This window comes from Dyadobacter beijingensis DSM 21582 (assembly GCF_000382205.1).
Lineage (GTDB): Bacteria > Bacteroidota > Bacteroidia > Cytophagales > Spirosomataceae > Dyadobacter > Dyadobacter beijingensis.
In genome coordinates this window covers 1,338,166-1,362,320 of sequence record NZ_KB907787.1, presented here as the reverse complement: position 1 = coordinate 1,362,320, position 24,155 = coordinate 1,338,166, and the positions used below count along the sequence as shown (strand labels likewise).

22 protein-coding genes are annotated in these 24,155 nt (G+C 52.2%); 15 read left to right on the top strand and 7 right to left on the bottom strand.

What is annotated here, in order from left to right; genetic code table 11:
• Positions 1 to 117 precede the first annotated feature (117 nt).
• Together H144_RS0112885 and H144_RS0112880 are read left to right on the top strand one after the other, a co-directional pair.
• Entirely contained in the window at positions 118 to 1,269 is a 1,152-nt protein-coding gene (locus H144_RS0112885) for a DEAD/DEAH box helicase (RefSeq protein WP_019942485.1), read from the top strand.
• On the top strand, positions 1,269 to 1,574 hold the full coding sequence (locus tag H144_RS0112880; RefSeq protein WP_019942484.1) for a rhodanese-like domain-containing protein: 306 nt from the start codon (positions 1,269 to 1,271) through the stop codon (positions 1,572 to 1,574). The genes H144_RS0112885 and H144_RS0112880 overlap by 1 nt, the downstream gene beginning before the upstream one ends.
• Positions 1,575 to 1,687: 113 nt before the next feature.
• Here H144_RS0112880 and dapF read toward each other — a convergent pair whose 3' ends face one another.
• Both dapF and rplS read right to left on the bottom strand, forming a co-directional pair.
• Positions 1,688 to 2,467, bottom strand: coding sequence for a diaminopimelate epimerase (dapF, locus tag H144_RS0112875; RefSeq protein WP_019942483.1), 780 nt, complete (start codon positions 2,465 to 2,467; stop codon positions 1,688 to 1,690).
• A 200-nt stretch (positions 2,468 to 2,667) separates the two neighbouring features.
• Positions 2,668 to 3,030: a 50S ribosomal protein L19 gene (gene rplS, locus H144_RS0112870; RefSeq protein ID WP_019942482.1), complete on the bottom strand. Its 363-nt coding sequence runs from the start codon at positions 3,028 to 3,030 to the stop codon at positions 2,668 to 2,670.
• A gap of 141 nt (positions 3,031 to 3,171) precedes the next feature.
• Between rplS and H144_RS0112865 the strand changes: the two genes are divergently transcribed.
• The 3 genes from H144_RS0112865 (at position 3,172) to H144_RS0112855 (ending at position 5,272) form a co-directional block, all read left to right on the top strand.
• Positions 3,172 to 4,653: a bifunctional ADP-dependent NAD(P)H-hydrate dehydratase/NAD(P)H-hydrate epimerase gene (locus H144_RS0112865; RefSeq protein WP_019942481.1), complete on the top strand. Its 1,482-nt coding sequence runs from the start codon at positions 3,172 to 3,174 to the stop codon at positions 4,651 to 4,653.
• A gap of 101 nt (positions 4,654 to 4,754) precedes the next feature.
• Positions 4,755 to 4,916: a DUF433 domain-containing protein gene (locus H144_RS32995; protein ID WP_019942480.1), complete on the top strand. Its 162-nt coding sequence runs from the start codon at positions 4,755 to 4,757 to the stop codon at positions 4,914 to 4,916.
• The gene (locus tag H144_RS0112855) at positions 4,916 to 5,272 is read left to right on the top strand and encodes a DUF5615 family PIN-like protein (RefSeq protein WP_019942479.1); all 357 of its coding nucleotides are present in this window, start codon (positions 4,916 to 4,918) and stop codon (positions 5,270 to 5,272) included. The genes H144_RS32995 and H144_RS0112855 overlap by 1 nt, the downstream gene beginning before the upstream one ends.
• Here H144_RS0112855 and feoB read toward each other — a convergent pair.
• Both feoB and H144_RS0112845 read right to left on the bottom strand, forming a co-directional pair.
• Positions 5,269 to 7,404 (bottom strand): ferrous iron transport protein B, encoded by a 2,136-nt coding sequence (gene feoB, locus H144_RS0112850; RefSeq protein WP_019942478.1) that lies wholly within the window; start codon positions 7,402 to 7,404, stop codon positions 5,269 to 5,271. The two genes, H144_RS0112855 and feoB, sit on opposite strands and share 4 nt — an antisense overlap.
• 28 nt (positions 7,405 to 7,432) lie before the next feature.
• A complete protein-coding gene (locus tag H144_RS0112845) occupies positions 7,433 to 7,660 on the bottom strand; it encodes a FeoA family protein (protein ID WP_019942477.1) in 228 nt (75 codons plus the stop codon).
• A 259-nt stretch (positions 7,661 to 7,919) separates the two neighbouring features.
• On the opposite strand from H144_RS0112845, the gene H144_RS31760 reads away from it, so the two are divergent.
• From H144_RS31760 to H144_RS0112815, 6 genes are all read left to right on the top strand, one after another.
• Complete coding sequence (locus H144_RS31760) at positions 7,920 to 8,582, top strand: heme exporter protein CcmB (RefSeq protein WP_026350658.1); 663 nt, start codon at positions 7,920 to 7,922, stop codon at positions 8,580 to 8,582.
• Between the two features lie 45 nt (positions 8,583 to 8,627).
• On the top strand, positions 8,628 to 9,311 hold the full coding sequence (gene ccsA, locus H144_RS0112835) for a cytochrome c biogenesis protein CcsA (protein ID WP_019942475.1): 684 nt from the start codon (positions 8,628 to 8,630) through the stop codon (positions 9,309 to 9,311).
• A 77-nt stretch (positions 9,312 to 9,388) separates the two neighbouring features.
• Positions 9,389 to 9,613: a CcmD family protein gene (locus H144_RS0112830; protein WP_019942474.1), complete on the top strand. Its 225-nt coding sequence runs from the start codon at positions 9,389 to 9,391 to the stop codon at positions 9,611 to 9,613.
• Positions 9,614 to 9,619: 6 nt separating this feature from the next.
• On the top strand, positions 9,620 to 10,054 hold the full coding sequence (locus H144_RS0112825) for a cytochrome c maturation protein CcmE domain-containing protein (RefSeq protein ID WP_019942473.1): 435 nt from the start codon (positions 9,620 to 9,622) through the stop codon (positions 10,052 to 10,054).
• The gene (gene ccsA, locus H144_RS0112820) at positions 10,051 to 12,651 is read left to right on the top strand and encodes a cytochrome c biogenesis protein CcsA (protein ID WP_019942472.1); all 2,601 of its coding nucleotides are present in this window, start codon (positions 10,051 to 10,053) and stop codon (positions 12,649 to 12,651) included. Before H144_RS0112825 ends, ccsA (H144_RS0112820) begins: the two co-directional genes overlap by 4 nt.
• Before the next feature lie 168 nt (positions 12,652 to 12,819).
• Complete coding sequence (locus tag H144_RS0112815; protein ID WP_019942471.1) at positions 12,820 to 14,199, top strand: flavin monoamine oxidase family protein; 1,380 nt, start codon at positions 12,820 to 12,822, stop codon at positions 14,197 to 14,199.
• On the opposite strand, the gene H144_RS0112810 is transcribed toward H144_RS0112815, so the two are convergent.
• Complete coding sequence (locus tag H144_RS0112810) at positions 14,196 to 16,748, bottom strand: TonB-dependent receptor (protein ID WP_019942470.1); 2,553 nt, start codon at positions 16,746 to 16,748, stop codon at positions 14,196 to 14,198. The genes H144_RS0112815 and H144_RS0112810 overlap by 4 nt on opposite strands.
• Before the next feature lie 232 nt (positions 16,749 to 16,980).
• On the opposite strand from H144_RS0112810, the gene H144_RS0112805 reads away from it, so the two are divergent.
• Both H144_RS0112805 and H144_RS0112800 read left to right on the top strand, forming a co-directional pair.
• Positions 16,981 to 17,280 carry a DUF3817 domain-containing protein gene (locus H144_RS0112805; RefSeq protein ID WP_019942469.1) on the top strand — a complete coding sequence of 100 codons (300 nt, stop codon included), beginning with the start codon at positions 16,981 to 16,983 and terminating at the stop codon, positions 17,278 to 17,280.
• A gap of 43 nt (positions 17,281 to 17,323) precedes the next feature.
• On the top strand, positions 17,324 to 19,501 hold the full coding sequence (locus tag H144_RS0112800; protein WP_157504651.1) for a DUF5916 domain-containing protein: 2,178 nt from the start codon (positions 17,324 to 17,326) through the stop codon (positions 19,499 to 19,501).
• On the opposite strand, the gene H144_RS0112795 is transcribed toward H144_RS0112800, so the two are convergent.
• Both H144_RS0112795 and H144_RS0112790 read right to left on the bottom strand, forming a co-directional pair.
• Complete coding sequence (locus H144_RS0112795) at positions 19,498 to 20,913, bottom strand: leucine-rich repeat domain-containing protein (protein WP_229207894.1); 1,416 nt, start codon at positions 20,911 to 20,913, stop codon at positions 19,498 to 19,500. The two genes, H144_RS0112800 and H144_RS0112795, sit on opposite strands and share 4 nt — an antisense overlap.
• Positions 20,914 to 21,015: 102 nt before the next feature.
• Complete coding sequence (locus H144_RS0112790; RefSeq protein ID WP_026350657.1) at positions 21,016 to 21,990, bottom strand: polyprenyl synthetase family protein; 975 nt, start codon at positions 21,988 to 21,990, stop codon at positions 21,016 to 21,018.
• Positions 21,991 to 22,234: 244 nt separating this feature from the next.
• On the opposite strand from H144_RS0112790, the gene H144_RS0112785 reads away from it, so the two are divergent.
• Together H144_RS0112785 and H144_RS0112780 are read left to right on the top strand one after the other, a co-directional pair.
• Positions 22,235 to 23,221, top strand: a complete 987-nt coding sequence (locus H144_RS0112785; RefSeq protein WP_051100086.1) for a patatin-like phospholipase family protein — start codon at positions 22,235 to 22,237, stop codon at positions 23,219 to 23,221.
• Between the two features lie 10 nt (positions 23,222 to 23,231).
• The gene (locus H144_RS0112780; RefSeq protein WP_019942464.1) at positions 23,232 to 24,122 is read left to right on the top strand and encodes a glycerophosphodiester phosphodiesterase family protein; all 891 of its coding nucleotides are present in this window, start codon (positions 23,232 to 23,234) and stop codon (positions 24,120 to 24,122) included.
• Positions 24,123 to 24,155: the final 33 nt, after the last annotated feature.

Genomic DNA, 24,155 nt, shown 5'->3' with positions numbered 1-24,155 from the left:
TACTCACTGAACGTTTAAAAACATACTTCTGTTATATACGAGGCCGCAATGGCCGATTCATATTATGCAGGCTGCGTTTAAAATGGATAATCAAACGGCAGCCTTTAAAAAGACCAAATGACATTTCAGGATTTAAAACTCATAGAGCCGATTAAGAAGGCTCTTCAAGAAGAAGGATACACCACTCCCACCCCCATTCAGGCCAAAGCCATTCCCATCATTTTAGAGAATAAGGATTTGCTGGGTTGCGCGCAAACGGGCACCGGAAAAACGGCCGCATTTGCCATTCCGATGCTGCAATTGCTGCATGATAACCCGGTTGGGAAGTTTGAAAAAAGCCGTATCCGCGCATTGATACTGACGCCCACCCGCGAGCTCGCGATCCAGATCGGCGAGAGCTTCGCCGCGTACGGGCGTTATACAGGTGTGAAACACAGCGTTATTTTTGGTGGTGTGGGTCAAAAACCGCAAACGGACGCATTGGCGAAAGGTGTGGACGTACTCATTGCTACGCCGGGCCGTTTGCTGGACCTGATCAACCAGGGGTTCATCAAACTGAACCAGCTGGAATTTTTCGTACTCGACGAAGCGGACCGCATGCTCGATATGGGGTTTGTGCACGACGTCAAGAAGGTGATCAAACTGTTGCCCGCCAAGCGCCAGTCGCTGTTTTTCTCGGCTACCATGCCCCCGGCGATCGTCACTCTAGCGGGTACCATTCTGAGAAACCCTGCGAAGGTGGAGGTGACCCCGGTTTCTTCTACGGCCGATACCATTCGCCAATCGGTGTTTTTCGTCGATAAATCGGATAAAAACTCGCTGCTGCTGCACATTCTGAAAGACGAATCGATTGCGACGGCACTGGTGTTTACCCGTACCAAACACGGGGCCGACAAGGTGGTGAAAGTGTTACGCAAAGCGGGGGTTACGTCCGAAGCCATTCATGGTAACAAGTCACAGTCCGCGCGCCAGAATGCGTTGAAGAACTTCAAGAACCAGACCACCCGCGTACTGGTGGCAACCGACATTGCAGCCCGTGGTATCGACGTCGACGACCTCACGCACGTGATCAATTACGAGATCCCGAATATCCCGGAAACTTATGTGCACCGCATCGGCCGTACTGGCCGCGCCGGCGCGAAAGGCATTGCATTGTCGTTCTGCGATAAGGAAGAGAAGCCGTTTTTGAAAGACATTCACAAGCTGATCGCGAAAAACATACCGGTCGTGAACGACCATCCGTATGCAAACGTGAGACAACCCGCGTAATGGTCCGGAAAACCTATGCCGATATCGATCTTTCGCAGGCGCTTGCGTTGGTAAAAAAGCCGGATGCGGTTTTGGTGGATGTGAGGGAGGTTTGGGAATTTGATGAATTCAATGAAGGAGGAATCAATATCCCGCTGGCCGAAATCCGTGAAAAACGGGCATTGGTGGCTCCCTATCAAACGATTGTCGTAATCTGTACCAATGGCGTCCGCAGCAAAGTGGCCGCAATGGACTACTGCCGAGTCCCGGAATGGGCCGACAAGCAGATTTTCCACGTGAAAGGCGGCATTATCGAATCGGAATAATAGAGTTTAAAGTTCAGAGAACAAAATAGAGCCTTGCAAGTCGATGACCTGCAAGGCTCTGCTTTTTACTCAAAACTCTAAACTTCTATTAAACTTTAAACTTCTATTAAACTCTAAACTTTCAAACTCCCTTCGAAAACGCGCACAGCCGGACCGATCAGGTAAATATCTTTGAACCGGCCTTCGCCAGCTTCCTCGTATTCCACGGCCAGTGTTCCGCCGATCGTCTCAACGGTTACGGGGCCGTCCCAGCCCTCGCGGATGTGCGCGGACAATGCGCAGGCAGTTACGCCCGTGCCGCATGAGAACGTTTCGTCTTCCACGCCGCGCTCGTACGTGCGCACGCTCAGGTGGTTGTCTTCGATCACTTCCACGAAATTGACGTTCGTACCGCCTTTCGGGCCATATACCGAGCCGTAGCGGATCTCGCTTCCGATATTGACGACGTCGGGTTCGTGAATATCCTCCACATATGTCACATAATGCGGCGAGCCGGTATTCATGAAATCGTATTCCTCATATTGTTCGACGCCATTCACATTCGACATTTTCAAGCGGACGGTATCGCCGGAAACAGTAGCCTCGTGTTCCCCATCGACGGCGATGAATTTGGTAAAATCCGTAAAAAGCCCCAGGTCGTTCGCAAAACGCACCACGCAGCGGCCGCCATTCCCGCACATGCTTCCTTCCCCGCCATCCGCATTGAAATACACCATCCGAAAATCGTAACCTTCGGCATTTTGGAGCAAAATAAGGCCATCCGAGCCCACCCCGAAGCGCCGGTGGCAGATGGAGGCGATCAGCTCTTTGGAAACCGGGAATTGCAAGTCACGATCATCGATCATCACAAAATCGTTGCCGGTACCCTGGTATTTATAAAAGGAGATATTCATTTGAAAAGGCTATAAGTGTAAAGGCTGTAAGCTTTGAGCTGTAAGCTGTGAAATTTGCAAGCAAAGAGCCGCCTATTGCTTATAGCCTGCTGCTTATAGCTTATGGCCTACTGCTTACAGCTCGTTTCAACAAAAAACAAAACCCCGCAAGAAAAATTCGCTTGCGGGGTTTTAAAATTTCGTGCCGAAGATCCGGGGGATTACTTCGTTGCTTTAAGCTCTTTAATACGAGCGGCTTTGCCCTGACGACCACGCAAGAAGAACAGACGTGAGCGACGCACCTTACCACGACGAATCAATTCGATTTTCGCGATGCTTGGTGAAAGGATTGGGAAAACACGTTCAACTCCGATACCGTTTGAAATTTTACGTACTGTAAAAGTTTCGCCAGCTCCGTTTACGTTACGACGCTGCATAACCGTACCCTGGAACTGCTGGATACGCTCTTTGTTACCTTCACGGATTTTCACGTGAACATTGATCGTGTCGCCTGATTTGAAATCAGGATACTCGGATTTACGATTTTCAATCGTAGCTTCTACGAGTTTAATAAGTTCGCTCATGACGAGTGATTTTATGGATTTAAAATGATAGCTTGCTCCCAGCGGACGGGGTGACGCCCCTTCATTCAAAACAGCTTTTGAGAAAACGAGTGCAAAGCTAGTATTATTTGTCCGTAACAAAAAGCTTTTCACGTGATTATCATGAAGATTTTCAATGTAGAACAGATCCGGGCGATGGATGCCTACACGATCGCGCACGAACCCATTACCTCCCTCGATCTCATGGAACGTGCCTCGCTGGCATTTGTCCGCTGGTTTTGTAACCAATATGTAAACACCCGCCCGATCGCGGTCTTCTGCGGGAAGGGCAACAACGGCGGCGACGGGCTCGCGATTGCCCGCTTGCTGAGCGCCCAGGGCTATGATGTGCAGGTTTTCATCGTCGAATATACCTTGAATGCAACCGACGATTTCCGGCAAAACCTTTCCCGCCTCGGCCACCATCTCACGCCCCGCCGCATTCATTCTGAAAACGACCTGCCGCAGCTTCCCAAACAGGTTGTTTGCATCGACGCGTTGCTCGGCTCCGGTCTTTCGCGACCCGTGGATGGGCTGCTGAGCATTGTGATCAGGTACTTGAATGAGCTTTCGTGCAAAGTCGTTTCTGTCGACATCGCCAGCGGCCTCTATACCGACCAGCCGAACGATCCGGGGGATGTCATTGTCAAACCCCGCTATACCGTCACATTCCAGCTGCCCAAAATCGCATTCCTATTCCCGCAGAACGCGGAATACGCTGGTGAATGGCATGTGGTGGACATCGGCCTGAGCAGCGATTATATCGACGCCACCGAAACGCCCTACTATTTTACGGATAAACCCGAAGCCGACCGCCGGATCAAACCCCGGCAAAAGTTCTCGCACAAAGGCACATTCGGCCATGCCGTGCTCATTGCGGGAAGTTATGGTAAAATGGGTGCCGCGGTACTGTCCGGCAAGGCCTGCCTGCGTGCAGGCGTGGGCCTGCTCACGATGCATGTCCCTGCATGCGGGTACGAGATCATGCAGATCTCCGTTCCCGAAGCCATGACGACGGTAGACGAAGCCGAAAAACACATCAGCAAAACGCCTGACCTCAGTTCGGCAACAGCGATCGGCATCGGGCCGGGCCTCGGCCAGGACGGCGCCACGGTGAAAGCATTGGAAAAAGTACTGGAACAAGCCAAGGTACCCGTCATGATCGATGCCGACGCATTGAATATCCTGTCTGCCAACCGGCATTTGCTGTATAAACTGCCGGCAAACACGATCCTCACCCCGCATCCGAAGGAATTTCAACGCCTCGCCGGCGATAGCAGCAACGAATATGAGCGACTGGAAAAAGCCCGCGCCTTCGCTGCCAAGTACAAGGTGATTATCTGCCTGAAAGGTGCCAATACGGCCGTAGTTTTACCCAACGGCGAAGTGCATTTCAACTCCACCGGCAACCCCGGCATGGCTACCGGCGGCACCGGCGACGTCCTCACCGGCATCATCACCAGTCTCCTCGCCCAAAAATACGCCCCGGCCGACGCAGCTATCCTCGGCGTTTATCAGCACGGCGCTGCCGGCGACCGCGCCGCCGAAGCCCGCGGACAAACCGCGCTGATCGCATCGGATGTCGTGGAGCACCTGGGTTGGTAACCAGGTTAATTTGAATAAATCAATGTAATGCGGCTATGGAATTTCTGGAAAGGATCACGATCGATCCTGCTATTTGTCACGGTAAACCCTGCATTTGAGGCATGCGCTGGCCCGTGGAGGTTGTCATTGATATGCTCGGTTCGGGGATGTCGATTGCTGAAATATTGGAAGACCATCCTGAACTAAAGACAGAAGATATTCGGGCTAGCCTTAACTACGCTAAAATGCCGGTATCAGGCCGTGCGATTAATGAAGCGGCATAATGAATTTTCTTTGCGGCGTTCATATCCCAATTAAACTGGCCAAATTTCTTCCAAGTAAAGGCCATTCCGCAAAGCATGTAAATCAACTTCCGGCCAAATGGCATACCAATGATTCAGAGATTTGCTTGATCACCAATCAGAACGAATGCATTGTGATTACTAAGGATGAGGACTTCCGCGCCTCGTTTCTGCTCAAAAGAACTCCCCGTAAACTAATCCATATTAGCCTTGGAAACATTTCAAACAATGCATTGATCGAACTCTTTTCCCGGCACCTCGAATTGATCGGGGAAGTAAATCAGCACGAATGCTTCTTCCTGGAATTGGGTAAAATGACGATACTCTATACATTTTAACTCAAAACCTGATAAACCACAAACGCCGAGACATACGCCAGCACGCTCAGGTATGCCAGCTGGATCATCGGCCATTTCCAGCCGTGGGTTTCGCGGTAGACTACGGCGATGGTACTCATACACATCATCGCGAAGACGTAGAATATCAGCAGTGAGTAGCAAACGGCCGGGGTGAACATCTTACCGCCTGTTTCCGGGTTCTTTTCCTGAATGAGTCGTTGCTTTACGGTAAGGACGTCTTCCGTATCGCCGCTGATGCTGTAAATGGTCGCCATTGTCCCAACGAACACCTCGCGGGCTGCAAATGAGGCGAGCAACGCGATACCGATTTTCCAGTCGTAACCCAGCGGTTTGATGACCGGCTCGATCAAACGGCCGAACTGGCCTGCATACGAGCTTTCGAGGCGCGCCGACGCCACGGCGGCGTCGATTTCCTCCTGCGGGGCTGTATTCATCGATGATACCACCTGCTGTTCGGCAACATTCATACTGTCGCCCGGGCCGTAGGACGCCAGCACCCAGAGGATAATAGATATCGCCATGATGACCTTACCGGCTTCGAGGACGAACGATTTTACACTTTCATACATGGTAAAACCGACATGTCCCCAGCGCGGGAGCTTGTAGGATGGCATTTCGAGCATGAAATAGCTCGGTTCTTTTCTTGGAATAAACAAGGACAGCAACCAGGCCGAGCCCAATGCGCCGAGCAAGCCCAGCAGGTAAAGACCGAACAATACCAAACCCTGCACGTTAAATATGCCCAGCACTTTCGTTTCCGGCACTACGACGGCAATGAGGATCGCATAAATAGGCAGACGTGCCGAGCAGCTCATTAACGGCGTTACCAGAATGGTGAGCAGCCGCTCGTACCGGCTGCTGATGCTCCGGGTAGTCATAATGGCAGGTACGGCGCAGGCTACGCCGGAAATGAGCGGCACCACGCTACGGCCATTGAGCCCGAAACGGCGCATGAGCTTGTCCATAATCACCATTACCCGGGCCATGTAACCCGATTCTTCCAGGATAGCCACCAATGCGAACAGGATCGCGATTTGCGGGATAAATATGATAATACCACCGACACCAGCCATGATACCGTCGGTAATGAGGTCATTGAGCACGCCTTCCGGCAATACGCCTTTCATCCATTCGATGGCGGCGGCGGTACCGGCGTCGATCATGTCCATCGGGTAAGACGCCCACGCGAAGATCGCCTGGAACACGACGAGCAATACCAGTGCAAATGTGATGTAACCCCAAACGCGGTGCAGGAGAATGCCGTCCAGCTTGCGCGTCCAGTAAGGCTGCTCAGTAGCACCCTGAGATTTGACGGCCCTGGAAACGATCGGCTTGATCTTTTCGTAGCGCGCGACCGTCTCGTTGGCAAGGAAGTTATTCTCGTCGAAACCGTATTTCTCGATCAGCGCGTCGAGTTTGGCGCGAACGGGTTGTTCGAGAAAAGAGAAATTGTCGTGCTGGCAAACGTATTGGAGGGCTACGTAATCGTTTTCCAGGTGATGGATTTCCTTCACCTCGTTGATCAGCCCGATTTCATTTTCCTTTGGTTCGTAGAAATATTGCAATGCAGGCTGTTCCGTCCGTTCGGCCACTTGCTTTACGGCCTCTTTTAGCCCTTTGATACCATCGCCCGTTCGTGCATTGATACGCACTACCGGCACATTGAGCTGCATCGCGAGCTGTACCGCATTCACGGTCAGGTTCATACTTTCGGCTACGTCGAGCATGTTCAATGCCAGCACGCCGGGAATGCCGAGGTCGTTGATTTCGGTGAATAGCAGCAGGTTACGCTGCAAGTTGGAAGCATCGGCGACGATCACCACCACGTCCGGAAAGTCGGGGTGCTTCGGGTTGGCGAGAATATCCATCACCACCGTTTCGTCCTTCGATTTGGGATAAATACTATATGTACCCGGCAAATCGACCAGCGTCACGTGGGCGTCGTCGTGCCCGTTGGTGGCTGCAATGCGGAATGTACCTGATTTTTTCTCGACGGTCACGCCCGGGAAGTTCCCCGTTTTCTGGCGCATGCCGGTGAGGGCATTGAATAACGTAGACTTGCCGGCATTCGGGTTACCTACCAGCGCAACTTTGATATTTCCCTGTTTCAATGGAGAGGCTGTATGCGGAACGCAATCTTTACTCTAATTCAATTACTGCGGCTTCGTTCAAACGCAGCGACAGGCTGTAATGGCCGCCGACGTTAATGCAGATCGGGTCACCGAAAGGCGCTATCGCATCCAGCCGCACTTCACACCCTGGCAAACAGCCCATTTCGAGCAGTTTGAGGGACATCGCGCGGTCTGTAAATGATTTGATTATGCCTTTTTCACCCTTTTTAAGGTGCGAAACGGTACGAGCCGACATACGTTCCTTATTTAGATTCATTTTATTTAAAGTACAAATAAAGCACTATCAGACGGTAAATCAAACTTTACTTTGGGTAATGTGCCTGCCGTTCGCCAAATCATTCAAAAACCTGACGGTTTTATTATTTCCCTCCGGCTTTGTGTCGTACTTTTGCAGCGCGAAACGAAGTACCGAAGCCGGAAAAAGTGACGCTGGTTACATTACAACAGCAAACCGAAAGCCGAAAGCCGAAAGCCGACGGCCTGCACCAATCACCTTGAACGAGATTAAAACCCTGATCTGGAAAGAAGTAACGCTCGAATGGCGCCAGAAATACGCCCTCAGCGGAATGCTGCTTTACGTGGTCAGTACGGTATTTGTCTGTTACCTCAGCTTCAATCTCCGCCGGAACCAGCTGACGCCGATCGTCTGGAATACATTATTCTGGATTATTTTGCTCTTCACGGCGGTAAATGCCATTGCCAAAAGTTTTTCACAGGAACGCCACGGCCGGCTGCTCTACTATTACAACCTGTGCAGCCCCCAAGCCATTATCATTTCCAAAATCATCTATAACTCGCTGGTAATGGCCGTGTTATCGGCGCTTGGATTTGTTTTTTACGCTTTTGTCATGGGTAATCCCGTGCAGGACAACGGGCTGTTTACAATCTGTATCCTGCTGGCTTCCACCGGTTTTGCTTCCGTACTCACACTCATCGCGGGCATTGCGTCCAAAGCCGATAACAGCGCCACGCTCATGGCCGTACTCAGTTTCCCGATCATCCTGCCGATGCTGCTCATGACGATCCGCCTGGCCAAAAATGCGCTCGACGGGCTCGACTGGTCGGTCAGCACGGATGAAATCACCACACTATTATCGATCGATCTGATAGTAATTACGCTCTCCTACCTGCTTTTTCCTTATTTATGGAGAAGCTGAAAAACAGCAGGTTACAGGGCACAACTTTTAAAGTTTTAGTATAAAATGAGAAAGATCTGGTGGAAAATCCTCTGTGTCGTGATCATATTTTACGTGATCATCATGGGATTTATCGGTCCCGTTCCACGCCTGGCCATTATCAATGAAAGTATCCGCAATACCTACTTCCACGTGGCATTATGGCTCGCTATGACCACATTGCTGCTGCTGTCGATGGTGTTTTCCATCCGTTATCTCGTGAAGGGGAATATCAAAGACGACGATATCGCCAGCGAAGTAGCGAAAGCCGCTATTTTCTTCGGGATATTGGGTTGCCTGACCGGCTCCGTGTGGGCCAATTACACCTGGGGCGATCCCTGGCCGAACGACCCTAAATTGAATGGTGCGGCAGTCGGCATCCTGATTTACCTCGCATACCTGCTCCTGAGAAGCTCCTTTGAGGACGAACAACGCCGCGCGCGGATTTCTTCCGTTTACAATATTTTCGCATTCGCCGTTTTCATCCCGATCATTTACATCCTGCCCCGCCTGACCGACTCCTTACATCCCGGCAGCGGCGGCAACAGTACATTCGGTTCCTACGATTTCGACAACAATATCCGCCGCGTTTTCTACCCGGCCGTGATCGGCTATATCCTGCTCGGATTGTGGATTGCGGAGCTGCGGATACGCATCAAACAAATCAACCGTGTGCGTGAGGAAGCATTGATCGAATCAGGCAAATTGTGACATTTTGGCCTGATTCAGGCTTTTTACAAACGTTTCAAAGTAAATTTTCGTTAAGGTTTAGTCCACTTATATATACAATGAAAAGAATTTCCCTCATCCTCCTGACTTTGCCGGCTATTTGCGGCAACGCGTTCGCGCAGGCAGGTGACACGTCCGTGGAGATGGCCGACAAGCTGCGCGCCGACGGTAAAATCTGGGTCGTGGTAGCAGTAGTAGCCGTTGTTTTCGCAGGTATCGCGGTCAACCTGTTCCGCATTGATTCGAAATTGAAAAAGATTGAAAAAGACCTCAATATCAAGTAAGCCCCTATGAAAAAGATACAGATATTCGGATTGGTGATCATCGCGGTAGCTATTGGTATTATCGTTTCAACCGCCGGCGATGCGAGTACTTATGTCGATTTTACCAAAGCCAAGGAAATGGCTGCGGATGGCGACAATGAGAGCATTCACGTGGTAGGCAAACTCAAAAAAGATGCTGCGGGCCAGATCCTGGAAATGGAATACCGCCCCGAAATAGACCCTAACCTGTTTGTTTTCACATTGATCGACAACAACAATGTGGAACAGAAGGTAGTCTATAAAAATACCAAACCGCAGGATTTCGACAAATCCGAGCAAGTCGTAGTAGTAGGTAAAATGCGGGACGGCTCATTTTCGGCCGAGAAAATCCTCATGAAATGCCCGTCGAAATACGAAAACGGTAAAATGGAAACCACGGAACATACCGCGAAAGAATCATGATTCACAGTACGATCGGAAATGCAGGGCACCTGCTGGTTATAGTCGCATTCGTCACGGCCATTCTGGCGACGTTCGCGTATTTTAAAGCGGGTATCGGTGCCGGCAACCTCGAAGACACCCAGCGCTGGAAAAAATTCGCACGGCTCGTTTTCTGGGCGCATTTGGCGGCCGTGATCGGCGTCGTATTCTCGCTCTACTGGATCATCGGTAACCATTATTTCGAATACCATTACGCATGGAAAAACTCCTCGCTTTCCCTGCCGACGGGCTACACGATTTCCAGCTTCTGGCAGGACCAGGAAGGCAGTTTTCTTCTCTGGATCTTTTGGAACGTCATTCTCGGAGCGACACTGATCTTCACGAACCGCTCGTGGGAGGCGCCGGTTATGACCGTTTTTGCATTGGTACAGGCATTTCTGACCTCGATGATCCTCGGCGTGGTTATCCCCGGCCTGGATCTCAAAATCGGTTCGACGCCATTCCTTTTGCTGAAAGAGGTTATGCCCGACCTGCCGGTCTACAAAATGGACCCGAATTTTATCCCGAAAGACGGTAACGGCCTCAACCCGTTGTTGCAGAACTACTGGATGGTGATCCACCCTCCTACCCTGTTCCTCGGCTTCGCGAGCACATTGATACCTTTCTCGTTTGCAATCGCCGGTCTTTGGAATAAGAAAATCCAGGAATGGGTACGCCCCGCATTGCCCTGGGCATTGTTCTCGGCATTGGTGCTTGGCGTAGGTATCCTGATGGGCGCCTACTGGGCTTACGAAACGCTGAACTTCGGCAGCTACTGGAACTGGGACCCCGTTGAAAACTCGTCGATCGTGCCCTGGATCGTGCTCGTGGCTGCGGTACACGTGATGATCATCGCGAGAAGGAATGCGACGGCGCTGAAAACGTCGTTCATCCTCACCATCGCGACATTCATTCTCGTATTGTACTCCACCTTCATGACGCGCAGCGGTGTGCTCGGAAATGCTTCGGTGCACTCGTTTACCGACCTGGGCCTTTCCGGTCAGTTGCTCATCTACCTTTTTACATTCATTATCGGAGCGGTAGGCCTGCTGGTATACCGCTGGAAATCGCTGCCGAGCGACGAGGAAGAGGTATCCACATACTCGCAGGAATTCTGGATCTTCATCGGCGCGACGTTACTTTGCCTTTCGGGCTTCCAGATCATCGCTACCACTTCCATTCCGGTTTATAACAAAATCGCCGAGGCGTTCGGTGCCGTGCTGAACATGGCGCTGCCGGCGGATCAGGTGGCGCATTACAATAAGTTCCAGCTTTGGTTCTTTGCATTGATCATCGTTCTCACGGGCGTAGGCCAGTATTTCTGGTGGAAAAAAACCGGCAAGGGCAAGCTGCAGACATTGTACAACCCACTGCTGCTCGCATTGCTCATCAGCGCGGCGGTAATCACATTCAAGCAGGTTCGCGACATTCAATACATCGCCTTGCTGACGACCTCGATCTTCGCGATCGTGGCGAATGGTAATATACTACTCAACATTATTCGTGGCAATTACAACCTGTCGGGCGGCGCAATAACGCACATCGGCGTGGCGCTGATGCTGATCGGGATCCTGTTCTCGTCGGCTTATACCAAAGTCGTTTCGATCAACAACTCCGGTCTGATGATCTCCCGCAGCGAGGAATTTACGGCCAACGACAATAAGGAGAACAAGGAGAACATTACCCTCTGGCTCAACAAACCGGAGAAAATGGGCGACTACATGCTTACCTGGCGCGACGTAAGAGTGGAGCCGCGCAACATTCCGGGTTATATTCCAAAGAGCTGGGTAGACATTGTGGAAGGCGATTTCCACGCGGTAGCATTGCGCGATATCGAGGTGAATGGCCAGAAATACACGAAAAAAGGCGATACCCTCGAAATTTTCCCTGAAAACTTCTACTACGAAATCGAATACCGCGAGCCATCGGGCAAGATATTCACGCTCTTCCCGCGCGTGCAGATCAACCCGCGCATGGGCGGCATCGTTTCTTCGCCGGATATCCAGCGCAAAGCCGATAAGGATTTGTACACCTACGTATCGATGGTGACCAACCCGACCGCCGAGCCGGTATGGAGCCAGACGGAGAGCTTTACGGTGAACCTGCGTGATACATTCTTCGTAAACGACTACGTGGCCATTCTCGACAACGTGGTACGTACGGAAGACGTCGAGGGCATTAAACTCGGCCCGGGGGATGCAGCCGTGAAAGCGATTATCCGCGTGCTGGATAAGGACAAGGAATTCGTGGTAACGCCGTCGTTCGTAATCCGTGACCGCATGGTAGCCCGCAAGCCGGAAACGAGCAATGAGCTGGGCATGCGCATTCAGTTCAACGAAATCAACCCGCAAACAGGCCAGTTTACATTTGGTGTAAACACGACCCAGCGCGACTTCATCGTCATGAAAGCGACGGAGAAGCCATTGATCAATATCCTCTGGCTTGGCACATTCGTACTCGTGATCGGTTTCGTGATGGCGACCATCCGCCGCTTCAAGGATTTCATCAAAATGCGCAACAAGGAAGCCGCACAGGCAGAACCAAAACCGGCATCGAAGCCGAAGGTTCAAACCGCCTGATAAGCGATTCATTCCAAATACATTAACAAGAAGTCCGGCTGCACATTGGCCGGACTTTTTGTTGTTTTATACCAGAAAATAAGTAAACCAGCCTCTCACTAAAGGTTTATTTGAGTTGCGTATACGGGCGGATAGTTTTGAAGGACTCAATCGATTCTTCATTACATTATGGACCAGCCGCAACAAACCTCCCGGCGCGAATTCCTGCGCCAATCCGCCCTGCTTGCAGGCGCATCGCTCATTTCCGCCCGCTCTTTCGGGAATATTCATATTGGCAAACAAACGCGCGTGATCGTGATCGGCGCCGGGTTTGCCGGCCTTGCCGCCGCCTATGCATTGAAGCGGAAAAACATCGACGTGACCGTGCTCGAATCGCGGAACCGCATTGGCGGTCGCGTTTTTTCCCACACCATTGCCCCCAAAGAAAACCTTGTCGTGGAGCTGGGCGCGGAATGGGTCGGCAACTCGCATGAGCGCGTGCGGGCATTGTGCGATCAGTTTGGCATACCGCTGCTGAACAACCAGTTCGACACCCATTTAATTTACCAAAACCAATACACCAAAGCGAATGCCTGGGATTTTTCGGACAACTGGAAACCGAAAATGAAAGCATTGCTCGACGGCTATAAGACGCTGGGCGAAAATCAGAAACTGGAACTCGACAGCATCGACTGGTGGCGTTACCTGGTCAACAACGGCTGCGAAGGCAAGGACCTCATCTTCCGCGAACTCCTCGACAGCACCGATTTCGGCGAGAGCATCCGCCACGTATCAGCCCTGATTGCATTGTCGACCTTCGCCGAAAGCAGCGAGAAAAACGAAATGGACCTGAAAATGCAGGGAGGCAATGCCCAGCTGGCAAAGAAATTCGCGGAAGGGATCGGCGACGCGAATATCCTCACGGGCCACATCGTGAAACGCATTGAACAAACGGGTTCAGTGAAGGTAACCTGCGAAAACGGCAAGACATTCGAAGCCGACAAGCTCATCTGCGCCATTCCCACATTTGCGATGAAGAACATTCAATGGGAGCCCGGCCTGCCGACGGAAAAGATCCAGGCGATTAACGAGCTGCAATATGCCCGTATCAACAAGAATGCGATTTTGTTCAAAAAGCGTTTCTGGAAAGACGAAAGCTTCGACCTTATTACCGACCAGACGCCCCACTACTTTTACCACGCCACCAAAAACCAGCCGTCGCAAAAAGGCGTGCTGATTTCCTACACCATCGGCGAAAAGGCCGAACTTGTAGCGGCTCAGAACGACGAATGGCGGAAACAAATGCTCGGCCAGACGCTCAGTCCCTATTTTCCCGGCTCCAAAAAACTCATCGAATCGCAGGCGAACTATTACTGGGGAACCGATAAAATCTCGCAGGGCGCGTATGCGATGTATGGTCTTAATCAATGGCATACCACGCGGCCCGCATTGCAGAAGCCGTTTCTGCACACCTCTTTCGCCGGCGAACACCTAGCCGACTGGCAGGGATTCATGGAGGGCGCGGTAGTTACCGGCGAAATGGCGGCGGCGGAGATTATGGCCGTTTAAAATCGGAACCCAAGCCTTGTAAAGAAGAATGCGCCGTTATTTCCCATCTGCACCGGGTCCCATGCACCGCCCGACTCGGTGAGCGCGGGCAGCGACATATCCGGATATACATTCAGGATGTTGCTGCCGCCGATGGACAGGGAGAAATTCTTCGTGAATTTGTAGTTCAAAGTAAGATCCGTCTGGATTTTGGGGCTATATGTGTCGAGCATATAGTCCCAGTTTGCCAGCTTAATTTCCCCGAAGCGGATAAACCGCAGCATCGAACTGAATTTGCTCACCGAATAATCGAACGTCAGGTTAATCTTCGACGGCGGCGCGGAGGCGAGCACAAAACGGCGCTCACGCTCGTCAAAATAAATATCCTCTTTTCCCGCCAGCTTCGGCACCGTATTCACCGGGCCGAGCTCCATCCAATTGAAATTGGCCGCTACCGTAGTACTCAGCCTGCCGAAACCGAGCGGTGTCGTGTGCGCGATGATCACGTCCAGGCCTTTGGTGGTGGTGTATTCCAATGCATTGGTGAAGAATTGTGCCTTTCCTACCCTGAGTTCTTTGAGCAATGCGCCAATATCCTCGTCCTCGTCGCTGAATTGGCCCGTGAGTACCACGCGGTCTTTTACCTTCACATAATAGCCGTCCACGGTAATGGAAAGCCCGGAAGTGGGCGTGAATGTGACACCCAGGCTGGCGTTCTGCGATGTTTCTTCTTTCAATGGCGGAATACCCAATACGCGGGTAACGGCGCTGTTGTTATTGGCGAGCAGCACTTCGACAGGCTGGCCGTTCACGAAATTGGTAAATGTCGAATTGAAATACTTCTGGGCCAGAGACGGTGCCCGGAAGCCGGTACTCACCGATCCGCGGAAGGCTAATGCTTCACTCACTTTGAAACGCGCGCCGAGCTTGCCGTTCAGGGTGCTGCCGAAATCGCTGTAATTCTCGAAACGACCGGCGACGTCGATCAGGAATTGCTTGGTCACGTCGGCTTCGAGGTCCACGTAAACGCCTACATTGGAACGGCTGCGGTTGGTTACGTCAGCCGGGCTGTAACCGGGGAACCCTTGCGAGCCGCCGGCAAATGCGGGGTCGTAATTGCGGTAGGATGCTTCCTCGCCTGCGAAAATCTTGTAACGCTCGGTGCGGAACTCCCCGCCGAATGCGACGTTCAGGCCTTGGAGGAAGGTTTTATAATACCGGCTCACGTTCAGGTTGGTCACATTCTGGCCCAGCTGGAAACCGCCGGCGTCGAACGAGGTTTGCGAGCGCTCGCCCAGGGATCGGTTCAGCGAATTTTTCACGCCGAAGTGGAATTTGTTAAAGCCGTAAGTATTGCTCAGATCGATATCCCAGGATTTCCACACGCCGCGAACGCCCAGGGCCACCGAACGGTCCTGGATTTTGCTCGTGATGATCGGGTCGAAGCCATTCGGGTACACGGAAGGTATATTGCGGTCATCGTCCGCAAAACGCGTCCACGCATAGGCATCGCCACGGCGCTCGTTCAGGCCTCCGAAGCTATACACCTGAAAGTTGGTACCGACGGGGATTTTAGCATTATAATACACAGCCGCATTGCGGATTTCCGGGTCGCCGTACTGCCGGCGGGCGAGGTCCGATTCATTGTCTACCGTATTGGCCCGGTTGGTATGGTCGCGGGAGTTATAGTCGGCGGTAACATTCAGGAAGCCTTTTTTCGCGATTTTGACGCCGTAGTTTGCATTGATATTATAGTTCAAGCCATCGAACTGCTTATCGTCGAAGCGGTATTTGGCCTTAAACATCCCCGCATTGGCGTTGACGGTCAGCTGCCCGGCCGTTTCTTTCAGGACGATGTTGATCACCCCGGCGATGGCATCGGAACCGTATTGCGCCGCGGCGCCGTCGCGCAGGATTTCGATGCGTTCGATGGCGGCGGCGGGGATCGCATTCAAATCGGTACCGGTATTACCCCGGCCGCGCGAGCCGAAAAGGTTCACGAGTGACGACTGGTGCCGTCGCTTACCATTGATAAGCACGAGCGTCTGGTCGGGGCCCAGGCCGCGGAGCGAGGCGGGATCGACGTGGTCGGTGCCGTCGGAACCGGTCTGGCGGTTGGAATTGAACGATGGCGCTGCAAATTGCAGGAGCTGGTTCACATCGAGCTGGCCCTGCTTGGTGGTCACCTCGCGGATATCGATCACATCCACGGGCGCCGGCGTGTCCGTGGAGGAGCGGTTAAGGTTCCGCGAGCCTACGACGGTCACCTGGCTCAGCACCGTGGCGTCCGACAATGCAAAATCTTGCGTCGCCGTCCCGTTCACATCGCGTTCCACTTTATTATAACCTACAAATGTGACGACGAGCGTGGCATTGCTGTACCCGACCGTGAGGCTGTAAGCGCCGCCTGCATCGGCGACCGTACCATTGCTGGTGCCCTTTTCTACGATAGACGCGCCGATCAGCGGTTCGCCTTTTTCATCGGTAACCTTGCCTGTTACTTTAAGCCCTTGTGCATAACTATAACAGGAGAGCAATGCGAAAAGAAATGTTGAGCATAACAGTTTCATAAGATTGTAATGAGGTGTAAGATTTAACAAATATGCAATAATCAATCTTTCAGCCCATATTTTACAGAATAAAATTTTTTAGAAATCCATTTTCACAAAATTTACATAAACTCCCAGTTACATATTCTTAAAATGTAACATTTCCGCGCAAATCGTTGGCAAACTTCCTGCGTTTCAAGCGGGTTGATCCGTATCTTTGCCGGGATAATGTATTTTCCTATTGTGATTTCCTATGGTTTCCGAACTGATTAAGTCGGCATTAGGCCGACTGCGCATCGTCGCATTTCTTGAAGGCATTTCCTTTCTCGTACTTCTGGGCATCGCCATGCCCCTTAAATATTTCGCCGGACTTCCCCAGGCTGTGCGCGTCGTCGGCATGGCGCACGGTGTGTTGTTCGTCCTTTTCGTGCTCCTGCTCATCCAGGTAGCCATTGAAAAAAGCTGGTCTTTCAAAAAGTCGGCATTGTCGTTCGCTTCTTCGCTGGTACCATTCGGGACATTCTATGCAGATGCCCGCTGGTTCAGAAACTAATTGCCACTGAACCTTTTACATTCCTAAACACCCCTTGAACCAAGTGCTACGTACCTTTATCCTGACCCCTTTCATCTTCTGTTTCATCATTTCCCAAAGCTTTGCACAGAAACCGAACGAAAATTACCAGTACCATATCCACGCCGCCGCCGCGCCCGTTAAAGTCGATGGCGTAGCCGACGACCTTGCGTGGGACCAGGCCGAAACCGCCAGGGACTTTTTCATGATCACGCCGATGGATACGAGCTTTTCCAGGGCGCTGACGGACGTGAAGATGTGCTATGACCGTCATAACCTGTACATCCTGGTCGTCAATCACAAACCCGTGAAAGGCTCGCTGATCGTGGAGTCGCTCAAACGCGATTTCGCATTCGGGAAAAATGACAATTTCCTGCTCTTTATGGACACGTTCGACGACAAGACGAACGGCTTCTCGTTCGGCGCCAATGCTGCGGGCGCTCCCTGGGACGGCCAGCAAGGCGACGGCGGGACGGTCGATCTCAGCTGGGACAACAAGTGGGTGAGTTCCGTGAAAAACGAGGATGACAAATGGGTATGGGAAGCGGCCATTCCATTTAAAAGTATCCGCTACAAGCCCGGCATCACGCGCTGGGGCATCAATTTCAGCCGCCAGGACCTTACTATTTCGGAGAAATCATCGTGGGCGCCGGTACCGCGCCAGTTTCCCTCGGCCTCGCTCGCATACACGGGCGTGCTCGTGTGGGACACGCCTCCTCCAACGCCCGGCCCGAACATTTCGGTGATCCCGTACGCGGCCATGCGCATGACGAAGGACCATCAGAACGACCTTCCTACGAAATACAAGCCGACCATCGGCGGTGATGTAAAAGTAGGCCTCACGCCGTCGCTGAACCTCGATTTGACGGTCAATCCCGACTTTTCGCAGGTGGATGTGGACGTGCAGCAAACGAACCTCGACCGTTTTGAGCTCTTCTTCCCTGAACGCCGGCAGTTCTTTCTCGAAAACGCCGATCTTTTCGCCAACTTCGGGTACGCTACCATCCGGCCGTTCTTCTCGCGGCGCATCGGGTTGGGCGTACCGATCCAGTTCGGCGCACGTATGAGCGGGAAGATCAATAAAAACTGGCGTATAGGTGTGCTGGACGTGCAAACCGGCTCCAACGACACCATTACCCCGCACAACAACTACGCCGTATTTGCATTGCAGCGGCAATTGCTCGCACGGTCGAATGTACGGTTCATTTTCGTCAACAAGGATGCGACCAATTACAGCCTGGAACGGCACGCGGCCACGAACCGCTACAACCGCAACATCGGCGCCGAGTTCAACCTCGCCAGCGCCAAAAACCTGTGGACAGGGAAAGTCATGTTCCTGAAATCTTTCACGCCAGGGAAATCATCCGACGATTGGACGCACGCAGCGGATTTGAAATTCACGAAAGCGAACCTCATATGGCAATGGCAGCATGAATATGTGGGTAAAAATTACAATGCGGAAGTGGGTTACGTGCCCAATGCCGTCCGAATGGGTTATTACAAGATCAGCCCTAACGTTGCTTACCTGTTCTTTATCAAACATCCGAAAATCATCAGCCACGGTCCGAAAATCGTAAGCAATGTGTATTGGGACAAAAAATTTGATATGAGCGACAGGGAATTCATTTTGTCCTACAATGTCAACTTCATCAACCGCGCGACGGTGGCCGTGTGGGGATCAAGCAATTATGTGCGCCTGCTCCGGCCGTTCGACCCTACCAACCTGGGCAATGCTACATTGGCAACCGGCACGGAACACAACTGGAAAGCAGTTGGTTTCGATATCGTTTCGGGGCCGCAGAACCGCCTTACCTACCTCGCATCGGGGATTTTGGGTGGTTACTACCAGAACGGCAAGCGCAACAACCTGAAAGCCGAGCTCGGTTACCGCGTGCAGCCGTACGTGGCGATCACGATGGCCGGTAACTACAACGATATCCGCCTGCCCGAGCCGTGGAAGCGCACACAGCTCTGGCTCGTAGGCCCGCGCGTGGACGTAACCTTCACGAACAGCCTGTTTTTCACGACATTCATGCAGTATAACAATCAGGCCGACAATATCAACCTGAATGCACGTCTGCAATGGCGCTACAAACCCGCGTCGGACCTTTTCATTGTGTACACCGACAATTATCTGCCGGAGAACTTCCGGGTCAAAAACCGGGCGATCGTGCTGAAATTCACCTACTGGTGGAATCTTTAATAAAACACTTCGATATTCTTCTTTTTGAGCTGGCTCAGCTGCTCGCTGTATTTTTGCTCGGCATCCGCTCCCAGGAACGGATTGCCGCGTAAATGCAGCTTGTCGAGCTTGCGGATCTGCAACAGCTGCATCGGGAAATCGGGGAAGTTGTTGGCCGACAAATCCAGCTCCTGCAAGTTGGTAAATGCCGCCAGCTCGGCCGGAAATGTCGTGAGCCAGTTGAAACCCAGGTCCACAACGCGCAGGTCCTTCATACGCGTGATGCGCGCGGGGAGCTTGCTGAGATGGTTATGGTGGGCGTAAATGGTGGTTACGCGCTTCATTTTATCGATGCGTGCGGGCAGTGCGGTGAGCTCATTGTATGAAACCGCCAGGTGCGTGAGGCGTTTCAGCCGGGTGATTGACCTCGGCAGGGTCCCAAGTTTATTGTAATACAAATCCAGCACTTCCAACCGGCGCATTTTGCGGATTCCGGTCGGCAATGCGGCCAGTCCGGCTTTGTAAAAGTTGAGGTCTTTGACCGATTTCAGTTTTTTGAAACTCGCATTGTTCAAACCTGCCAGCCGGTTATTTCCCAGCCAGAGCGATTCCAGCTTTTTGCAATTCCGTGCCGCCGCCGGAATGTCCGTCAGCATATTCATTTGCAGGTTGATGAGCCTTAGCGATCTGTTTCGACTGATGCGGATGCTTTTTTCCGTCAGTATGTTCCGTGTCACGTCGAGGTTGCGCAATTTGGGCAGGCGCGACATATCGAGGTCGAGATTTTCGATATCGTTGTCTGTCAGAAGCAGTTCTTCAAGGTTAGGGAAACGATATATCACCTGGGGAACGGACGTCAGCATGCTCCGGCCAAGTGCCAGCGTCTTCACTTTTAATGTGTCCTTCACCGCCAATGCTTCCTCCATTCCGTGAACCACACTGTCCTTTTTGGCATTCTGCTCCTTCGGCGCCGACGGATAAAACCCGACAAATGCCGTCAGCGTGGCCTTTTTGCCAGCAGTCCTGCGTGATTTGATGCCCGTGAGGTAAGGTGTAATTTTTGCCTTGATAATGGCGGCCAGCGAATCCGCATTATCCGGTTCCCGCTGCTGCTTGCCGTTCACCAGCTTGAACCGCTGGCTCAGGATTTCGAAAGTAAGGTAATCGATCTTTCCTTCGGCATTCAGCAGGAGCGTATTCCAGATGGTAACGTCTTGCAGCTTGTCCGTTTCGAGCATCTGCGCATACATTTCCTGAAATGCCTTTTGAATGCTATAAGGGGTTTCCAACTGGGAATCTTCGGGATTTTTGTAATCCTGTTCCAATTTCAATCCGATCCCCTTTGCATTAACTTCTTTGCGGCTGAGCACCACAGGCTGCGCCGCCAGCCCCAGGCCCGCGACGAGCAATAAAACAGTGAAGAATATTTTCATGACCGGCAGCATTAAGTGAATACGCAAACATAACTAAAAAGCTAGTTATATTATTATATTTACTTATATATTTTACTGCCGAAACGCTAATATCCGCTCATTCTACTTGCTCCTTTCGATGGTGTATTGAACCAGCTGTTCGAGGGAGCGGCGGTGCGGCGAGTCCGCGAATTCGTTGAGTAGTGCGAGGGCTTCTTTTACGTACCGCTCCATCACTTCCTGCGCGTAGCGGAGGCCACCCGATTCCTTTACAAACGCGATCACTTCGCTTACTTTGTTGGGTTTGTGACTTTCGTTGCGGATAATGTTGATAATTCGCCGTTTTTCAAGCCAGGGAGCTTGGTTAAGGGCGTAAATGAGCGGGAGCGTCATTTTCTTTTCCTTGATATCGATACCGAGCGGCTTGCCGATCTCGTCTTCGCCGTAATCGAACAGGTCGTCCTTGATCTGGAACGCCATACCTACTTTCTCGCCGAATGCGTGCATTCTGTCCACCACTTCCTTCGCCGCGCCGACCGAACTGGCGCCCACCGCACAGCAGGAGGCGATGAGTGATGCCGTTTTCTGGCGGATGATTTCGTAATAAACTTCTTCATTGATGTCGAGCCTGCGGGCTTTTTCAATTTGCAAAAGCTCGCCTTCGCTGAGCTCGCGGACGGCTGTGGAAACGATTTTCAGGATTTTGAACTCTTCATGGTCCACCGAGAGCAGCAGCCCGCGCGACAGCAGGTAGTCGCCGACCAATACGGCGATCTTGTTTTTCCACAATGCATTGACGGAGAAAAAGCCGCGGCGGTAGTTGGAATCGTCCACCACGTCGTCGTGCACGAGCGTGGCCGTATGCAGGAGCTCGATCATCGCGCCGCCCCGGTAGGTCGACTCGGCGATGTCGCCGCAAACCCCGGCCGACAGGAACACGAACATCGGGCGCAGCTGCTTGCCTTTCCGTCGCACGATATAGTTCATGATCTGGTCCAGCAGCATTACCTCGCTTTTCATAAACTGGCGAAACTTCTGCTCGAAGGCCTTCATTTCGTCCGCGATAGGCGCCTGGATTTCCTTTATTGAAAGGGTCATATGATTATAAGAGGGGCCGTTGCCGCCTACTGATATTAAAAGGATGCAGACAGGGGCATTTATTCATCCGATAGTTTCGTTTAACCCTCTGAACTTTGATCTTCAAATTTGGAATAAAATCTTCTGTTTATATCAATTTTAAGCTGAAAATGTTTAGAATTGAGCAAAGGCCCGGGCGCCACAAACGGCCGACCGCCGACCGCCGACGGCCGAAGTACAAACTAAACCACGTAAACCGGTTGATATGAAAGCACTCGTCCTCGGCGGAGGATCTATGAAGGGAGCATTTCAGGTAGGAGTAATTCAGGCAGTATTAGAAAATGGCTTTGAACCTGAAATGGTATATGGAATTTCAGTAGGCTCATTGAATGCGACATTCCTTGCCAACGAAACAGGCAAACAAAATGCGGAAAACGGGCGGATAGACTGGCCCCTGGCCGGGCGCAAGCTCCTCGAATTCTGGATCAAGAACATTACCCAGCCCCAGGATATTTCGACGTTGCGCTCGCGCGTCATGCTCGGCATGAACACGCTCATGAGCCGCTTCGACGGCATCGTGGACCCTTCACCGCTCCACCTGCTTATCCGCAAGCATCTCAACGACGATTACCTCCGCGACACGCCCGTTAAGGTGAAAGCCGGGGCCGTGAATATCGAAACGGGGGAAATGAAATATGTGTCGAGCCGCGACCCGCATTACATCGATTTTGTGTACGCCAGCTCGTCGATCCCGATGCTGATGCCGGCGGTCGAGATCGATAACCACTTGTATCTCGATGGCGGCCTGCGCGAAGTAGCGCCCATCCGCGAGGCAATCGAGGACGGGGCGACGGAAATCGTGCTCATCGGCTGCCATTCTCCCCTGCTCTACCAGCCCGAGGGCATCAACACCCGCAACCTGATCACACTCATCGAGCGCGTGCGCGACATTACCGTGAACCAGATCGTGAACAACAACATCCAATGGGCCGAGTCGTACGTCGACCGCTCGAACCTGCGCGGCAAGCCCATGAAGCTAACCGTCGTAAGGCCTTCGACGCCGCTGTTCCTCGATTTGCAGCATTTCAATTCCGAAGACATTTCCCGGCTGATCATCGAAGGTTACCGAGCAGGTGTGGAATCGATTTTGAAGGCGGAAAAGGTATCGGACACGACAATCGTGGATACCGCCATAGGACACCCGGTAGGAAATCCCGTCGGCGACCCGGCTGTGCCAGACAAAACAACCTGATATCGCTATCATGAAACATCAAACCCGGCAGATTTTCACAGCATTGCTGCTCGCTGCCTTTACACACACCATCCAGGCCCAGACCGGCGACTGCAAGTTCGCCGACGCCGATGCCCTGAAAATGTACCTGAAACCGGGCAAACGAACCACCCCGCTCATCATGGCGCACCAGGGCGGTACCGAAGACGGCTTCCCCGGCAACAGCATGGCCACCTTCGCACGGACTTATTCCAAAGTGCCTTGCGTGCTCCTGGAAATCGACGTGCGCCCCACCGCCGACAGCCTGCTCGTCATCTCCCACGACGACGACCTGGCTTTGAAAACCAATGGCAAGGGATTGCTCAGCAAGAAGAAGTGGAAAGAAGTCAGCAAACTGAGGCTGAAAGATCCCTATGGCTCCATGACGGAGCATCCGATACCTACATTCCAGGAGGTGTTGAACTGGTCGGCCGGAAAAAACCTGGTGCTCATCGTGGATAAAAAGCCGGAAACGAGCATTGCACGCACCATTCAGTTGCTGCAAGGTACCGGCAACCTGTACAAGTCGGTACTGATATGCTATTCATTAAAAGAAGCGCAGCTTGCGCACAAACTAGCTCCGCAGCTTATGCTCGCCGTAGGTTTCAACAGCCCGGAACATATCGACGCCGTTGAGCAATCGGGCCTGCCGTTTGAGCAACTGGTGGCACTTACGCCCCGCGAGTTGCAGGACGCCCCTTTTTACCAGCGCATTCACGACCTGAACGTCGCGTCTTCCCTCGGCACCAACGGCAACGTCGACACGCTTCAAACGACCGAATCGCGGCCATTGTACCAGAAGATCCGGGATTCCGGCGGGCCGGACATTATTTGTACCGATAATCCTATTTTGGTCCAGAGTATATTTTATAAGAAGGATTAAAGGGAGGAACGAGGAATGGTAGGAACATTGACA

Excerpts from the sequence above, each read along its gene's own strand:
- H144_RS0112885 (WP_019942485.1), top strand. The coding sequence starts at position 118 with ATGACATTTCAGGATTTAAAACTCATAGAGCCGATTAAGAAGGCTCTT.
- H144_RS0112880 (WP_019942484.1), top strand. The coding sequence starts at position 1,269 with ATGGTCCGGAAAACCTATGCCGATATCGATCTTTCGCAGGCGCTTGCG.
- dapF (WP_019942483.1), bottom strand. The coding sequence starts at position 2,467 with ATGAATATCTCCTTTTATAAATACCAGGGTACCGGCAACGATTTTGTG.
- rplS (WP_019942482.1), bottom strand. The coding sequence starts at position 3,030 with ATGAGCGAACTTATTAAACTCGTAGAAGCTACGATTGAAAATCGTAAA.
- H144_RS0112865 (WP_019942481.1), top strand. The coding sequence starts at position 3,172 with ATGAAGATTTTCAATGTAGAACAGATCCGGGCGATGGATGCCTACACG.
- H144_RS32995 (WP_019942480.1), top strand. The coding sequence starts at position 4,755 with ATGCGCTGGCCCGTGGAGGTTGTCATTGATATGCTCGGTTCGGGGATG.
- H144_RS0112855 (WP_019942479.1), top strand. The coding sequence starts at position 4,916 with ATGAATTTTCTTTGCGGCGTTCATATCCCAATTAAACTGGCCAAATTT.
- H144_RS0112845 (WP_019942477.1), bottom strand. The coding sequence starts at position 7,660 with ATGTCGGCTCGTACCGTTTCGCACCTTAAAAAGGGTGAAAAAGGCATA.
- ccsA (WP_019942475.1), top strand. The coding sequence starts at position 8,628 with ATGAGAAAGATCTGGTGGAAAATCCTCTGTGTCGTGATCATATTTTAC.
- H144_RS0112830 (WP_019942474.1), top strand. The coding sequence starts at position 9,389 with ATGAAAAGAATTTCCCTCATCCTCCTGACTTTGCCGGCTATTTGCGGC.
- H144_RS0112825 (WP_019942473.1), top strand. The coding sequence starts at position 9,620 with ATGAAAAAGATACAGATATTCGGATTGGTGATCATCGCGGTAGCTATT.
- ccsA (WP_019942472.1), top strand. The coding sequence starts at position 10,051 with ATGATTCACAGTACGATCGGAAATGCAGGGCACCTGCTGGTTATAGTC.
- H144_RS0112815 (WP_019942471.1), top strand. The coding sequence starts at position 12,820 with ATGGACCAGCCGCAACAAACCTCCCGGCGCGAATTCCTGCGCCAATCC.
- H144_RS0112810 (WP_019942470.1), bottom strand. The coding sequence starts at position 16,748 with ATGAAACTGTTATGCTCAACATTTCTTTTCGCATTGCTCTCCTGTTAT.
- H144_RS0112805 (WP_019942469.1), top strand. The coding sequence starts at position 16,981 with ATGGTTTCCGAACTGATTAAGTCGGCATTAGGCCGACTGCGCATCGTC.
- H144_RS0112795 (WP_229207894.1), bottom strand. The coding sequence starts at position 20,913 with ATGAAAATATTCTTCACTGTTTTATTGCTCGTCGCGGGCCTGGGGCTG.
- H144_RS0112790 (WP_026350657.1), bottom strand. The coding sequence starts at position 21,990 with ATGACCCTTTCAATAAAGGAAATCCAGGCGCCTATCGCGGACGAAATG.
- H144_RS0112785 (WP_051100086.1), top strand. The coding sequence starts at position 22,235 with ATGAAAGCACTCGTCCTCGGCGGAGGATCTATGAAGGGAGCATTTCAG.
- H144_RS0112780 (WP_019942464.1), top strand. The coding sequence starts at position 23,232 with ATGAAACATCAAACCCGGCAGATTTTCACAGCATTGCTGCTCGCTGCC.